General features: G+C 37.4%; 10 protein-coding genes. 7 read left to right on the top strand and 3 right to left on the bottom strand.

The window, feature by feature from the left end:
• Positions 1-108 precede the first annotated feature (108 nt).
• Both DCS95_RS04380 and DCS95_RS04375 read left to right on the top strand, forming a co-directional pair.
• Positions 109-1,173, top strand: coding sequence for a family 16 glycosylhydrolase (locus DCS95_RS04380; protein ID WP_116769597.1), 1,065 nt, complete (start codon positions 109-111; stop codon positions 1,171-1,173).
• A gap of 401 nt (positions 1,174-1,574) precedes the next feature.
• Positions 1,575-3,113 (top strand): helix-turn-helix transcriptional regulator, encoded by a 1,539-nt coding sequence (locus DCS95_RS04375; RefSeq protein WP_164674116.1) that lies wholly within the window; start codon positions 1,575-1,577, stop codon positions 3,111-3,113.
• 218 nt (positions 3,114-3,331) lie between these two features.
• Here the strand turns inward: DCS95_RS04375 and DCS95_RS04370 are convergent, their stop codons facing one another.
• The 3 genes from DCS95_RS04370 to DCS95_RS04360 are packed head-to-tail and all read right to left on the bottom strand — an operon-like array spanning position 3,332 to position 9,758.
• Positions 3,332-4,930, bottom strand: coding sequence for a hypothetical protein (locus DCS95_RS04370; protein ID WP_208630728.1), 1,599 nt, complete (start codon positions 4,928-4,930; stop codon positions 3,332-3,334).
• A gap of 17 nt (positions 4,931-4,947) precedes the next feature.
• On the bottom strand, positions 4,948-6,657 hold the full coding sequence (locus tag DCS95_RS04365; protein ID WP_116769595.1) for a RagB/SusD family nutrient uptake outer membrane protein: 1,710 nt from the start codon (positions 6,655-6,657) through the stop codon (positions 4,948-4,950).
• Positions 6,658-6,677: 20 nt separating this feature from the next.
• Positions 6,678-9,758, bottom strand: a complete 3,081-nt coding sequence (locus DCS95_RS04360) for a SusC/RagA family TonB-linked outer membrane protein (RefSeq protein WP_116769594.1) — start codon at positions 9,756-9,758, stop codon at positions 6,678-6,680.
• A 626-nt stretch (positions 9,759-10,384) separates the two neighbouring features.
• Between DCS95_RS04360 and DCS95_RS04355 the strand changes: the two genes are divergently transcribed.
• The 5 genes from DCS95_RS04355 to DCS95_RS04335 are packed head-to-tail and all read left to right on the top strand — an operon-like array spanning position 10,385 to position 15,904.
• Complete coding sequence (locus DCS95_RS04355; protein ID WP_116769593.1) at positions 10,385-11,530, top strand: glycoside hydrolase family 117 protein; 1,146 nt, start codon at positions 10,385-10,387, stop codon at positions 11,528-11,530.
• A 1-nt stretch (position 11,531) separates the two neighbouring features.
• Positions 11,532-12,548 carry a zinc-dependent alcohol dehydrogenase gene (locus tag DCS95_RS04350; RefSeq protein WP_116769592.1) on the top strand — a complete coding sequence of 339 codons (1,017 nt, stop codon included), beginning with the start codon at positions 11,532-11,534 and terminating at the stop codon, positions 12,546-12,548.
• 26 nt (positions 12,549-12,574) lie between these two features.
• The gene (locus tag DCS95_RS04345; protein WP_208630748.1) at positions 12,575-13,339 is read left to right on the top strand and encodes an SDR family oxidoreductase; all 765 of its coding nucleotides are present in this window, start codon (positions 12,575-12,577) and stop codon (positions 13,337-13,339) included.
• Between the two features lie 19 nt (positions 13,340-13,358).
• Positions 13,359-14,813: an aldehyde dehydrogenase gene (gene aldA, locus DCS95_RS04340; protein WP_116769590.1), complete on the top strand. Its 1,455-nt coding sequence runs from the start codon at positions 13,359-13,361 to the stop codon at positions 14,811-14,813.
• Positions 14,813-15,904: a mandelate racemase/muconate lactonizing enzyme family protein gene (locus DCS95_RS04335; RefSeq protein ID WP_116769589.1), complete on the top strand. Its 1,092-nt coding sequence runs from the start codon at positions 14,813-14,815 to the stop codon at positions 15,902-15,904. Before aldA ends, DCS95_RS04335 begins: the two co-directional genes overlap by 1 nt.
• Positions 15,905-15,938: the final 34 nt, after the last annotated feature.

Below are 15,938 nucleotides of genomic sequence, written 5' to 3'. Positions count from 1 at the left end.
TACATGTTCAGCCCAATGTTAGTTTTTGTCTAGTTATATAATTGATGTTTTAAGCCATTAAATACTACCTTGATATCAGTTATAAATAAAGCATAAATCAACTTACTCATGAAATTTAAATTTTTAGTTCTCTCCGCATTATTTCTTTTTTTACTCACTGCATCCAATTGTAGTTCTAGCTCAGACGTCAATGAAGCTCCAGAATTAGATGAGGTTGACACAACAGACCCAGTAGAAGAAGAGGAAGAGGAAGGGGTAGAAGAGGAGGAGGCAACAGAAGAAAATTACAGTACAATGACAGTGCCGGCAGATCCAGGGTCAGGATTGGAATGGGAATTTCAAGATTTTTCAGATGATTTTGAATATGAGGCACCTGCAGGAAATAAAGGTGATGCCTTTTTTAATAAATGGGACGATTATTACCATAATAATTGGTCTGGACCAGGGCTTACGGAATGGAGTAGGGATATCCCTTTTGTAGCCGACGGTTTATTGCAAATACCGGCAAAAAGAAAAGAAGGCTCAGATAAAATTAGTACAGGCTGTATCACCAATAAAACAAGGGTGCAGTATCCTGTATATGTAGAAGCGCGAGCTAAAATCATGAACTCTGTATTAGCCAACGGAATTTGGATGTTGAGTCCAGATGACACGCAAGAAATCGACATCATGGAAGCGTACGGAGCGGAGTATTCAGAAAGTGCTCAAGCAAGTCATGCATGGTATGAGGTTAGAATGCATATAAGTCACCATGTATTTATTAGAGATCCATTTCAAGATTACCAACCAAAAGATGCCGGTTCTTGGTATATGAAAGATAATATAAAGTGGAGAGAAGATTATCATACCTATGGTGTATACTGGAGAGACCCATGGCATTTAGAGTATTATATAGACGGAGTATTGGTAAGAACAGTTTCGGGTAAAGAACAAATAGACCCATTGTTTTATACCAATGCAACTAATCCTGGAGATACAAGTACCGATACACGTACGGGTTTGAATAAAGAAATGGATATTATTATAGATGTGGAAGACCAAGACTGGAGGTCTAGTCCGGCATCGGGTAACCAATCAGATACATATACGCCAACAGATAATGAACTTGCAGACACGGAAGGTCATACGCTGAAGGTTGACTGGATTAGAATTTATAAACCAGTAGAAAAATAGTTGTTAAGTTTATTTTAATTGAGTTAAGGGCATGGGGTCGTTACCATGCTCTTTTTCTATTTTTATTAGTCTCAATTTTAAAGTTTTGGGCAATTTTTTATAATGAATTTTAAAAGTGGATATATCAAATTATAGACTAGAATCTGTTCTTTGGATACAGATAAATCCATTTAATTGGTTCAGTTAATTTTACATTCCTTCTCTTCAATTGTCTAGCTCATTTTAGGTTAATCATTAATCAATAAGTTATTGTATATTTAAGAGTATAATAACTTTCTATTTGTACAGTTTTGAAAAACACTTTTTCTAGTCGAAATTTCATTTTACAATTTTTAGTAATCCTCTTATTTACTTTTGGTAATTATCCAATCATTTTAGCACAAGGAAATGATAGCGTAAGTATGAAGTTAGATGAGTTTTTTACTGACTCTAACAGAATAAAGTATGAAAGTTCTGAAGCGGCAATAAAAAAGTTAAAACAGACCCATAAAGAATTGTTGCAAAAAGGCGATACGTTGAAAAGTATTGATGCTCTAATGCAACTGGCAGACGTTTATGGGCATAGGGCAGATTATGCAAGTTCGTACGATGTTTTTTGGCAATCACTTTTTTTGGCAGATAAAATTAAAAATGATTCGTTAGACGGTTTGATCGCTTGGCGATTAGGAAGGTTTTATAGCTTTTATAAGCGGGAGGAAGAGTCATTAAAATATTTGAATAAGGCATTGAGCATAAGAAAAAATATGGTTGAAGAAGGTAATACCGACCCTGCCTATTTGGTACATAATTACTTTGCTTTTGTAAGTACTTATCGTGAGTTGGATATGCCAGAACTTGCAAATACTTATTTAGATAGTTGTTTAATCTATTACAGGGAAGTAGAAAACCAAGTGCCAATGTCTCAATTGAATTTTGAGAAGGCATTTATATTATCTAGAACAGGTCAAAACCAAAAGGCACTTGAATTATTAAAAAGTATAGAACCTTGGTTCTTGGAGAATAGACCTTCTTATATGGTTTTGGTTTATACATATTGGGGAGATGTTTTGCAGAATACAGGAGATTTAAATAGTAGTGTTCAGTATTACGAGAAAGCCATAGCGGTTTCAGAAAAATATAAAAACCACATTGATTTTACTCCGCTGATTTATGAACGGTTAACCGAACATTATAAAAAGCAAGGTAACTATCAAAAAGCGTACGAAAATTTAAAGATAGCGAAGGAGTTAGATGCATTGTTCTTTGATGGAAGAAGCTCTAAGAATAAATCGATGTTAGAGATTAGAGATGAATTTAGAATTGAAAAACAGCGCCAATCAGATTTAATTCAAAAGCAACGTTTTGAAAAGCTGCAACAAGAAGAACATATTTCGATGTTACAGCGTGTCATTTTATTAGGGACTATAGTTTTCATATTAATTTTGGCTTTCTTCTTTTTTAGACATCTTCGTAATAAGCATAAGTTGGAAAAACAATTAATACGAAGAAACAAAGAATTGGAAATACAAAAAACCAACGAACTTTTAGAATTGAAAAATAAAGAACTTGCTGCATCGGTTCTTCAGCTCGTAGAGAAAGATGAGTTTTTAAAAGAATTGAAAGAAAAATTAAAATCTAATAAAGACAACCTACAGCAGTCTGAAGTAAATAAACTATTACGCACTATTTCGGTAAGTAATAATAATAATTGGGAGGAGTTTCGACTACGATTTACGGCGGTCAATGAAAAGTTCTACAAAAAATTAACCGAAAAATATCCGAAGCTAACGCAAAGTGATCACAAAATTTGTGCGCTGATTAAATTGAATTTTTCTAGTAAAGATATGGCTAGGTTATTAGGTATATCTGTAGAATCTGTACATACAACCCGTTATAGGTTACGTAAAAAGTTACAGTTGGAAAGAAAGGAAAACCTAGAAGATTTTATTGCTCAGTTATAAGACCGGTAAATGTCATAAAATTGTAATTTTCTTCAAATAGAATAGATTATTGGTTAGTAATTGATTGATAATATTGCTACGGCATTTTTACTGCATTGGAAGGAACTATTGTCTAATGATTAAAGATTTTATCACTGGTAGTTTAAAACAAAAGTTTCTATAATTAAAAAAGGACGAACCGTTAGGCTCGTCCTTTTTATGCATATTTAAAAAGTAGTCTATGGTCTTAGTACCGCTTCAGATATAGATAAGTTATCCATATAAAAACGGGTTACCGTAGAATTATCTTGATTGTACCCTCTAATAGATAAAGTAAAATCACCTGCTACACCACCAAAATCTGTTAAGAAAGAAGAGTAGACCCATTGGTTTAGTGCAAAGTCACTTGTGAATGCTGGGTTAGGAGCAACTCCCCAATCGGTATTAGGTGCCCAATAGAATCTTAAATCCGGAGCGAATAAAGTACCTGTATCAGGTTCACTTAAAGTTTCAACATATACCCAAACCCCAACTTCATACGTTTTGCCTTCTTCAACCGTAAAAGGAATAGCTGCCCCAGAAGTGTCTGTATGAGCAATGATCATACCGCCATTTGGGTCAAATTCTATTAGGGCACTACTTTCTCCATCTTGAGCTTGCGCCGTAGAAATTTCGAGATTGTAAGCATCCCATGGAGCTCCCCACCATTGGTAAGGCCAATTAGCGGCAGTAGAGTTTTCAAAACTATAATCATAAGTGCCGTTATTTAAAATGTTATTGCCTTTAAAGACTACCGGTAAATCGGTAAAACTCTCTGCAGGGTATGCATCTGTCGTAGTTAGATCTCCAGCTGTATAACTAACTATTGCAGTATCATCATTGTATACGCGATCATTTTCAAGACTAATTACAACGATGTTTCCTTCGTTGGGATCAACTTCTACACTTGCTATTTTAGCGGGAATTTCAACACCAGCATTTGCTAAGCTAACCGAGAAATTTGTCATATCTATAGTTGTAGGTTCCATTTCTCTACTAAAATTAAGCCCTATGTTACCATCAGCTGTGGCTTCAATCGCATCAAGTGTAACAGGCTCGGTAGAAGGGATGATTTTTACCAAATTGGTATATGTCAACTCATAACCACCTTCTGGTCTTGCCCTATTGGCAGAAAACCCAAATCCATATTCTCCAAGCTTTTTGTATTTAACGTCCAATTCTTCAACAACCTCTGTAGAAGTAGTTGGATCGCCACCTTCAAAAGACCAGTTGTAATTTTCAGGCTCACCTGTAGTGGTAATGGAATATCTAACCGTACTACCTGCCATAATTTCATTTCTTGAATTATCGCCGATAGTCAATGCTTCACCTACGCTGCCATCACTGTTTAAAAGATTTGCAGTAAGGTTCGCTCCAATATTTCCTAAAACCCTAACTACAATTGTAGTATCCAATTCGGTACCTCTTTGCTCTGTACCCACATAGGCACTGCTTTGAAAAGTTTGGTGTAGTTTTACTTCATGGTCTCCCAATTGAGTAAAGAATGCTTGTACGATATCTTCTGAAGATGTAGTATTGTTTTCTGAACCAGAAATATTGGCAACTCCTTCAGGAAAAGTCCATGTTCTACTTACAACACCTACCGATACGTCGCCAAATGTAATTTCATCATTAAGATTGACCTTATTTTCAAAATCCATTTGAGAGGTCATTATTACTCTATGACTTATTTCTGGAAGTTGAACATCGTCAGCCGGATCATCATCGCATGACAATGTCAACAGCATAAAACCAAATGAAAAGAGTATGGGTAAGTTAAATTTATATTTTATGTTCATAATATTTTTTTTATCGTTTATAAACCATCGTTAGTTTGTACTTCAGCTGCAGGTATTGGAAAGTAATTATGCACTGCAGGAGTGTAGTTCTGAGAAGAAAAAAGAAAATCTGGTCGTATTCTTTCTCTAATAAATAAAGGAGCCTGATCTTCAATAGCTTCAAAATTCTCTTCTCTCCAAATTTCCTCGGCTCTTAAATCATTATACACCTCTTGAACAATTCCCCAACGAACCAAATCTTTATAGCGATGTCCCTCAAAACAAAGTTCTAAAGGTCTTTCCACGCGTTGCAAGTGCGTTAAAACAGTAGCAGCAGTTGCAGGAACCATTGGTTGTGTACCGTTTACTTGTTTGCTAACATGCAGTTGAGGGAAAGTATTGCCATTCTCATTAAGATACTGTCTAAGCGTAATTACACCGGCCCTTGCTCTAATCATATCAATGTATTCAATGGCCTCATCAACAGAACCGCCAGAGTTAAGTAGCGCTTCGGCATACATTAACAATACATCGGCATATCGTATATGTCTAAAATTAATACCAGAGCGGCTGTTGCCATCTTCAAATTCCAAATGGTACCAATTGGCATGTTTTTTAGCATAAGTACTTTGACCGTAAGCCCATCCCTTTGAGCCCGGTTCAACATTGTAATACAGTCCGTCTCCATTACTAGGTACTACTGAACCTCCCATTCTTTTGGATTGTAAGTTATCATCGTTTACAGGGTTAGACGGATCTACTTCATCGTTTACAAATAGTTCGTGTAAAAAATAAGTAGGTAGTACGGTATTATAGCCCCCATAGTTAAGTTGACCAACGGCTGTGGCCAATGTACTTGCTTCTGCACCGGTTTCAAAACTATTGTCGTCTACTGCGGCACCACCCGATGCCGGACTGATTTCTGCATTATAGGCAACTTCAAAAATGGATTCTGAATTAAATTCATTTTCATGTCTGAAATTGTCATTAATATCTGCCGTTAAGGAGTATATGCCCGAATCTATTACACTTTTGAACAAGCTAGCTGCGGTAGTCCAATCCTCATCATATAAATACACTTTTCCTAATAATGAAGTTGCAGAGCCCCAAGTTACCCTTGCAATATTGGAATCATCCCATGTTTGGGGTAGATTTTCTCTAGCATATTCAAGGTCTGGAATAATGATACTGTTCGTAATCTCATCAATGGTAGAAAAAGTTCCGGGTAAATCTTCTGCACTTTCTATGGCGTCTAACTTTATAACTCCGCCACCAAAGGTATGTGCAACCTGAAAGTAGAAGAATGCCCTTAAAAATTTAGCTTGGGCCTCAATCGTTTCCTTTTCACCCTCTGCCAATACAGAAGGGTCTGAGGTAGCTAAATTATTAATTACCTGGTTAGCCCTATAGATTCCGATATAAAGTTGCGACCATTTATTTGCGATTTGACTAGCACCATCCGTATACGTTAAATTTCTATAGGCAAAAGGCGCATACCACGATTCTGTGCCGGCCTCGTCACCCAACATCATCTCAAATTGAAGGTCACCACCACTAATAGACTGAAATTGAGTTGCGCCATAAACAGTTGTTAATGCAGCATCAAATTGAGTTGAAGACTCCCAAAATACGTCTGTAGTAATGGCATTAGGGTTAATTTCCTCTAAATATTCATTTTCACTACAGGACAAGGCAAACACTGCGGTCAGTGAAAGTGCCCATATTGTTTTTATTGATTTAATTTTCATGTTGTTACAATTTTTTTTAATTAAAATTTAACCTGTAAACCAAGTACGAATCTTCTTGTTACCGGGTAATTCCCTTGGTCTACACCTCTGGTATTAAGTCCGTTTCCACCAACTTCTGGATCGTAACCTGTATAATTGGTTATGGTTAGAGGGTTCATGGCAGAAACATAAAGTCTCAATTTGCTTAAACCGATCGTAGATGTAGTTTCGGTTGGTACGGTGTAACCAAGGGTTACGTTTCTCAATCTGAAATAGGTACCATCTTCTAACCAAAAATCTGAACGAGATCTAAAGCTGCTTCCAAAAGAATCTTGTCTAAACGTAGGAATGTCTGAATTTGGATTTTGAGGAGACCACATATTGTACTGCTCCAAATGTCTACCAGTAGCATGGGCTAAGTATCTAGCACCATTAAAGATTTCAGCTCCGTGAGAATAGTAATTCTGTATGAATAGATCAAAACCTTTATAATTGAAGTTAAAGTTAAGACCGACTTCAAATTCTGCTTGACCCGATCCTTTGTAGACTCTGTCATTATCATCAATAACACTATCACCGTTTTGGTCAATATATTTCATATCACCTAACTGGGCGCTTGGTTCAATTGCCCTATAGGCATCTAAATCGGTTTGGGTTTTTATGACTCCGTCATTTTCTACCAAGAAAAAAGCACCGGCTTCATAACCTACAGCATGAAAAGTGGTATAATCGATACCTGCTAAGGTTACTGCTGGCAAACCACCGCCGTAGCCTCTTTCTATACCATTAAGATTTTGAATTTCATTGTCGTTGGTAGTAAACGTTGCGGCAACATCCCATTTAAAAGCCTTAGCGGCATTACTTCTATAAGAGGCAGCCAGTTCAATACCTTGGTTGGTCATATCTCCGGCATTTATTAAAATGTTACTATATGTATTCGCATCCCTTGGTTGAGTGGTACCGGCAGATGGTGGTGTTTGTAAATTAAGTATCATCTCTTTTCGATCATTCTTATAAACATCTGCGGTGAACGTAAACCTGTTGTTGAACATAGAAAGATCTACACCAATATTTTTGGAAATTTTGGTTTCCCATTTAAGATCACTGTTGGCAATTCTTCTTTGAATATATCCGGCAGATGAAGTTTCGGCGGTATCGAATAAATAATTTACGCCACCTTCAATTCTTGATGTGGTTACATAGGGGTCGTTTAAACTTTGGTTACCAACTTCGGCCCAACTAGCTCTTAATTTTAGGTTGCTGATAGATGCGCTGTTTTTTAAGAAGTTTTCTTCGGATATATTCCATCCTGCAGAAAACCCAGGGAAAATTCCAATTCTGTTTTCTTCGGAAAAAACTGAAGTTCCATCTCGTCTAATACTTGCCGAGAAAAGATATTTTTCGTCGAAATTATATAGGAACCTACCCATTAAACCGCTTAAGGTGGTTGTTTGTTCGCTACCTGTTGGTGCAGAGCTATCTTCACCAGCTCCTAAAACTTGTGTTTCGTTACTGGCAAAACCAATTACACCGACCCCTACAGTTTTGGATTCAAATTTCTCGAAAGAAATCAATCCCGTTAAATCGATATTATGTTTTCCAAAGGATCTATTGTATTTCAAGATGTTTTCTATGGTACTTCTTTGTGTCCATGTAAAATCTTCCTGTAAAACAGCGTCTTCTCTAGAAGCCGTTGGGTTCAATAAACCATCATTTCCATAAACAATGTACTGTGGTTGAAAGAACTTTCTTTGGTAATCCCAGTTGTTACGGCCCAGATTTAGTTTATAGTGAAGTCCGTCAATAATTTCATAATCAAGGTTAATGGCAATGTTAGTGCTTTTCACCTTTCTTTCGTCAATATTTTGTAATTGACTAGATAAGTAACTATATAGAATTTCGTTCTGAACAGGAATCTGTACCTGATTTTCACCAACCTCGTTTAAAGAACTTAGGGGTGTTTGCCATGGCTTCTGCCTTAAAGCATACTCATACATTCCCCAAGGTTCTTGAGTAGTGTTTTCATAGGTCATGCCTACGCTTGCGAAAGCAGAGAACCTTCCTTTTTTGAACTGGGCATTAAGTCGAGAACTCAATCTGTCAAAACCAGAGTTAATAAGCACACCTTCTTGTTCAAAGTAATTGGTGTTGAAGTTCATGGAAAGTCCATCGGCACCGCCACTGATACCTACTGCATAATTTTTTATGAGTGCGTTGTTATTTTGTACATCCCCAACGAAATCACTGTCATACTTAAATGCATCTGGATTGAAAAAGAAAATTAAAGGATCAGTACCCAAGGCTTCTAACATGGTATCTTCATGATACATCTGTTGAGTAGTGTTCATTAATGGAACACCCGAGGTTATGTTTTGAATACCCGTGTATGTATTAAAATTTACCTCAATTTTACCTTCTTTACCTCTTTTGGTCGTTATTAAGATAACCCCGTTTGATGCCCTTGTACCATAGATCGAAGCCGAAGCCCCATCTTTTAAGACGTCTATGGATTCAATTTGTTCGGGTGCAATGTTGGGTGTACCTTCATAAGGAATACCGTCTACAATGTAAAGAGGCGTATTACTACCTAATAAAGATCCAAGTCCACGAATTTGAATATTGGCAGCTGCACCAGGTCTACCATCGGCAGCCTGAACATTAACTCCTGCAATCTGTCCTTGTATAGATTCTCCTAAATCCGATACAGGTGCTTTTTCGATAGATTCAGATTTTAGACCTACAACAGCACCGGTTACTTCTTTCTTTCTTTGAGAACCGTATCCAATAATAACAACTTCATCCAGTTGTTGTGTATCTTCTTCTAATACTACATTAATGGTTTGTCCATTAGATGCAATTTGTTGACTGGCATCTTTAAAACCTAAGTATGTAAATACCAGTGTTTCTCCTTTTGATGCCGCTATCGAGTAATTTCCATCCATATCAGTGGTAACACCTTTGTTGCTTCCTGAAAGCAGTATGGTTACCCCAGGTAAGGGAATTCCCGAAGCGTCGGTTACCGTACCGGATACATTTTGTTGGGCAAATGCAGTTCCATACCCGCAAATGATCAGCAGTAACATGGTCACTACGCCGTTAATTTTAAGCTTGTTTCCTTTCATAATAATGAGTTACGTTAGTTGAATTTTGTTAATAGATGATAATTTCACATCTAAACCAGTTAAAAATTTAATATTTCAAAATCATGACCGCTCAAATTTATCTAATTGTCAATTAGGTTAAATAATTGTTAACTGAACAAAAACTAGACACCTCTATTTTTTTGTCTAGCACCAGTAAAAGCGGAGTTGGTTGATTGTACAGATTATATTAAAGGAGAGAGTAGTTTTTTAATATTGACAAACCAACAAAAACCTTCTTATGTTTTTAGTTGATCATTTGTTGCAACTCTTAGCTAATATGGTGCATTGCGATGAAATACTATAAGGTAAATTGCCAATGAGTTAATATGCTAAAAGTGCGGTTGAGTAACGATTAAAAATGGTGTACAGTTTTTGTTCAGTATTCATATCATGACAGAATGTATGTTATAATTAACTTGGCTGTTATTGTCAAGTTGGCAATAGTCTGTCTAAAAAATTATGAAATTAAAATTGTTGGATAGCAAAACATATGTAATTGATAAATACTTCAATTTGTAAACATGGTTTTCAATTTCAATAAATTTCATGATATAAAATCATGACCGTGATGGGCAGCTTATAAAATTAAAAGTGGAAATACATCCATGGTAAGTAATACAGAAAATACATTTAGTGGAGTAAAGTTATCTAAAAGTAAGCTAGACAGTTTAGGAATTACTAATGCACAATTTCTAAGTGCAGCATCAAAACGTGCGTTGGATTGGCCAGAAGTTGGTAACCAATGGTTTGTTGAGTTTGAAGAGGTAAAACCTTTAATGGGAGATTTGGCTTATGAAGAAGGTGTCTGTAGAAGAGACCCTAGTGCGGTAATTAAACATAACAATACCTATTATGTATGGTATAGTAAAAGTTTAGGAGTAACCCAGGGTTTTGCTGGAGACATTGAAAATGATAAAGTTTTTCCTTGGGACCATTGTGATATCTGGTATGCTACATCGAAAGATGGTTGGACCTGGAAAGAACAAGGCGTAGCTGTCAGTAGGGGCGAAAAAGGTTCTTTTGACGATCGCTCTGTTTTTACGGCAGAGATCATGCAATATGAAGGTAAGTATTACTTAAGCTATCAAACCGTGAAAAGTCCTTACAAGGTTCGTGTAAAAAATCAAGTGGGATTAGCTTGGTCAGATTCTCCAGATGGTCCTTGGCATAAAGTGCCCGAACCTATTCTTTCACCAGCCGACAACGGTGTTTGGTTGGGCGAAGAGGATAATAGGTTTAAAGTGGAAAAAAAAGGAGACTTCGATAGTCATAAAGTGCATGACCCATGTATTCTACCTTATAGAGGTAAGTTTTACTTGTATTACAAAGGAGAGCAAATGGGCGAAGAAATAACGTTTGGAGGGCGGCAAATACGTCATGGAGTTGCTATTGCAGACCACCCTCTGGGTCCTTATGTTAAATCACCTTACAATCCGGTTAGTAATAGTGGCCATGAAATTTGTGTATGGCAGTATGATGGGGGAATAGCATCTTTGATCACTACGGACGGACCGGAGAAAAACACCATTCAATGGGCTCCGGATGGAATCAATTTTGAAATAGTGGCGAGTATTCAAAATCCGCCACATGCCATAGGTTTAAATAGGTCTGCGGATGCCGAGAATAATCCAACGGAAATATTAAGATGGGGGCTTACCCATATTTACAATAACGACGATTACCAGAGTATTCATCGGTTTTCGTCATATAACAAAACATCACACACAGCAATAGGAGAAAAAGGAGCATAATATGATAGCAACACAGTATAAAGGTGATAAAACATTTTCTGTAATAGAAAAGGAGATAGAAGCGCCAGGTGCGGGAGAAGTTAGAATAAAAGTGGCATACGTAGGTGTATGTGGTACAGACGTACATATTTATCACGGTATGATGGATAAGCGTGTTAATATACCGGAAACCATAGGTCATGAAATGTCAGGAACCATCGATGCCGTTGGTAAAGGGGTAGAAGGTTTTAAGGTTGGAGACAAAATAGTGGTAAGACCATTAGATGATAGAAAAGTAAAACCATCGGACAAAGGATTTAATCATATTTGCGAGGAGCTAAAGTTTATAGGTATCGATAGTCCGGGTGCCATGCAACAATATTGGAACGTACCCGCATTTACACTTCATAAATTAAAGGAGGAGACAGATTTAAAGTTGGCCGCTTTAATTGAACCCTTATCGGTTGCCGTACATGATGTAAGAATGGGAGGGCTGCAAGCAGGAGAAACAGCGGTTGTTTTAGGTGGCGGACCCATTGGGCTTTTGGTGGCATTGGTAGCCAAAGAAAAAGGAGCTCAGGTCATTGTTTCCGAAGTAAACGATACTCGTATAGCTAAGGCAAAAGAACTTGGTTTAGATGCTGTAAACCCTTTGCGGACAGATTTGGTCGACTATGTAAAAAGTAAGACCGATGATAAAAGGGCAGATGTTGTATTTGAGGTAGCAGGTGTGCAACCAGCCTTAGATATTATGACCGAGGTTGCCGGTATAAGAGGTAGAATTGTTATGGTTGCCATACATGGTCAAAAGAAAGAAGTAGACCTGTTTAAATTCTTTTGGAAAGAATTAAAACTTATAGGAGCTAGAGTATATGAGAAAGAAGACTATGAAAAGGCCATAAACTTAATTACGGCGAACGAATTACCGTTTAATGATATGATTACAGATGTACAACCTTTAAAAAATATACAAACTGTATTTGAAAATATAGACAAAAATCCCGATGGACTTAAAGTCTTAATGGATTGTCAATCTTAACTATAAAATAAGAAACGAAAATGGGAATACTGGATAAATTCAGTCTACAAGGAAAAACAGCATTGGTTACCGGTTGTAAGCGTGGTATTGGTAAAGCTATGGCAATTGGACTTGCCGAAGCAGGTGCAAATATCATCGGCGTAAGTGTTACGCTAGAAGCTAGTGATAGTGATGTGGAAAAAGAGGTAAAAGCTCTGGGAAGATCATTTAAGGCCTATGCATGCGATTTTAGTGATAGAAAAGCATTGTACGGTTTTATAGCTGATGTAAAAAAAGACTTTCCAGTGATAGATATTTTGGTGAATAATGCGGGTACTATATTAAGAGCGCCGGCTGTAGAACACTCAGACGAACTTTGGGATAAGGTGATAGAGGTCAACCAAAATGCACAATTTATCTTAACTAGGGAAATAGGTAAAGAAATGGTGAAACGTAAATCCGGTAAGGTGATTTTTACGGCTTCTTTATTAACCTACCAAGGTGGAATTACAGTGCCTGGATATGCGGCAAGTAAAGGTGCTATTGGTCAGTTGACCATGGCATTTGCCAATGAATGGGCAAGTAGTGGCGTAAATGTAAATGCTATTGCACCGGGCTACATAAGTACCGATAATACAGAGGCATTACGTAACAATCCGGAAAGGGCTAATTCCATTCTAGCAAGAATACCGGCAGGACGTTGGGGCCAACCAGAGGATTTTGCAGGTCCTGTAGTCTTTTTAGCTTCTGACGCAGCAGCTTACATGAACGGAAGCATCACTCTGGTAGACGGAGGTTGGATGGGTAGATAATCAAACTAAAAACAAACTAATGGCATCAATAAAAGAATATAAAATGTTTATAGATGGCGCATGGGTTACATCGACCTCTGGCGAAACCATCGATATTATAAATCCGTCAACGGAAGAGGTATATGCAACGGTTCAAAACGGAACGGTTGAAGAAGCGGAGCAAGCGTTACAAGCGGCGGAAAAAGCACAAAAAGCGTGGAAAAAAGTACCAGCCCGACAAAGGGCAGAATTACTCTATAAATTTGCCAATGAAATAAAGGCCAATGCAGATATGTTGGCTGAACTTTTGGTAAAAGAGCAAGGGAAACTACTTAAGGTAGCAAAAATGGAAGTTGCTGTTACCGCTTCTTTTATAGAATATGCCTGTGAAGGGGCAAGAAGAATAGAAGGAGATATCATTCCATCGGATAATCCTAATGAACAAATTTGGATTCAAAAAATACCTCGTGGTGTTGTAGTGGCAATTACGGCATGGAATTTCCCATTGGCATTGGCAGGAAGAAAAATAGGTCCGGCATTGGTAGCAGGTAATGCTATTGTGGTAAAACCGACATCGGAAACTCCGTTAGCAACTTTAGAATTAGGTCACTTGGCTAAAAAAGCAGGGTTGCCAGATGGTTTGTTGAATATTATTACGGGACCGGGTAGGGCAATGGGTACCGCTTTGGTAGAAAACCCTATAACAAAAATGGTGACCATGACCGGTTCAACACCGGTAGGTCAACAAATAGCTAAAATGGCTGCACAGAATTTAACGCATGTGCAATTAGAATTGGGTGGTAAAGCTCCGTTTATTGTATTTGAAGATGCAGATATAGATGCAGCCGTAGATTCAGCTTTGCATTCAAGATTCGATAATTGTGGTCAAGTGTGTACCTGTAATGAGCGTATGTATGTTCATGAAGATATTTACTATGCATTTATGAATAAATTTATAGAGAAGACCAAAGCCCTTAAAGTAGGTGATCCAATGCTAGAAGATTCTGATATGGGACCAAAAGTAAATAAAAGCGAGTTGGAACATATGGAGCATTTGGTCAAGGTAAGTCTAGATGAAGGAGCAACAATTGCCGCGGGTGGTAAACGTTTAACAGGTGGTGAATTTGAAAAAGGATATTGGTTTGAACCAACTGTATTGACCAATGTTACCCAAAATATGACCATTGTACATGAAGAGTCTTTTGGACCAATTTTACCGGTTTTAAAGTTTAAAGATTTTGATGAAGTTATGGGCTATGCAAATGACTGTGAATACGGTTTGGCTGCCATGGTATTTACCAATGATATGAATAAGATTATGCGTTGTAACGATGAACTAGAATACGGAGAAATTTATGTAAACCGTGGTCATGGAGAGCAGCATCAAGGATTCCATAACGGTTATAAGTTAAGTGGATCTGGTGGTGAAGACGGTAAATACGGATTTGAGCAGTATATGGAAAAGAAAACGTTTTACGTAAGACATAAAGCATAATGAGTACAAGAATCGCAAAAGTAGATTGTCAATTATTTAAAGTTCCCTTACCTGAAGTTATGAATGATGCCAAGCATGGCGATCATACACATTTTGAGTTGGTTACGACTACAATTACCTTAGAAGATGGTTCTGAAGGTACTGGATATACGTATACCGGCGGTAAAGGAGGGCATGCTACGAGAGCCATGGTAGAACATGATTTGGCACCGTTCTTAATTGGGAAAGATGGTACTCAGATAGAGGGGATTTATGAGGAAATGGAATGGCATATACATTATGTCGGTAGGGGGGGTATTGCTTCGTTCGCTATTTCTACAGTTGATATCGCACTTTGGGATATTCGTTGTAAAAAGGCAAATAAACCTTTGCATATAATGGCAGGTGGTGCCGATAATACCTGTAAGGCATATTGTGGCGGTATAGATTTGCAGTTTCCTATTCCTAAGCTTTTAAACAATATGAGAAGCTATTTGGATAACGGATTCAATGCTGTTAAAATCAAAATAGGGCGAGAAAATTTAGAGGATGATCTAGAGCGCATAAAAGCGGTACGTGAGTTTGTAGGTCCAGAAGTTACTTTTATGGTCGATGCCAATTATTCTATGACAGTAGACAAAGCAATAAAAGCTATAGAAGGCTTTAAAAAGTATAGCATCACTTGGTTCGAAGAACCTATTATACCAGATAATTATAAAGGTTATGCAGAAATCGTTGATAAGACGGATTTTCCTTTAGCAATGGGTGAAAACCTTCATACGATACACGAATTTGAATATGCCTTTGCGCAATCTAAATTATCATTTATTCAACCAGATGCCTCTAATTGTGGTGGTGTAACAGGTTGGTTGAAAGTGGCAAAAATGGCGCAGGAACATCATATCCCGGTATGTAGTCATGGTATGCAAGAACTTCATGTAAGTCTGGTGTCTTCACAACCGAATGCAGGTTGGTTAGAAGTGCATAGCTTTCCTATAGACCAATATACATTACGTCCTTTAGTTGTGGAAAATCATAGAGCTGTAGCACCAGATACTCCTGGTACGGGGGTAGTGTTCAATTGGGAGAAATTAGCACCATATAAAAGCTAATAAAAATATGTAATGACTTACCGAATAACTATCG

Origin of the sequence: Maribacter litoralis (assembly GCF_003075045.1) — a bacterium.
Classification (GTDB): Bacteria; Bacteroidota; Bacteroidia; order Flavobacteriales; family Flavobacteriaceae; genus Maribacter; species Maribacter litoralis.
The sequence above is the reverse complement of the archived record's forward strand: the minus strand, read 5'-3'. Positions and strand labels throughout refer to the sequence as shown.

Coding starts and splice junctions, on each gene's coding strand:
- DCS95_RS04370 (WP_208630728.1), bottom strand. CDS start 4,930: ATGAACATAAAATATAAATTTAACTTACCCATACTCTTTTCATTTGGT.
- DCS95_RS04380 (WP_116769597.1), top strand. CDS start 109: ATGAAATTTAAATTTTTAGTTCTCTCCGCATTATTTCTTTTTTTACTC.
- DCS95_RS04355 (WP_116769593.1), top strand. CDS start 10,385: ATGGTAAGTAATACAGAAAATACATTTAGTGGAGTAAAGTTATCTAAA.
- aldA (WP_116769590.1), top strand. CDS start 13,359: ATGGCATCAATAAAAGAATATAAAATGTTTATAGATGGCGCATGGGTT.
- DCS95_RS04360 (WP_116769594.1), bottom strand. CDS start 9,758: ATGAAAGGAAACAAGCTTAAAATTAACGGCGTAGTGACCATGTTACTG.
- DCS95_RS04335 (WP_116769589.1), top strand. CDS start 14,813: ATGAGTACAAGAATCGCAAAAGTAGATTGTCAATTATTTAAAGTTCCC.
- DCS95_RS04350 (WP_116769592.1), top strand. CDS start 11,532: ATGATAGCAACACAGTATAAAGGTGATAAAACATTTTCTGTAATAGAA.
- DCS95_RS04375 (WP_164674116.1), top strand. CDS start 1,575: ATGAAGTTAGATGAGTTTTTTACTGACTCTAACAGAATAAAGTATGAA.
- DCS95_RS04365 (WP_116769595.1), bottom strand. CDS start 6,657: ATGAAAATTAAATCAATAAAAACAATATGGGCACTTTCACTGACCGCA.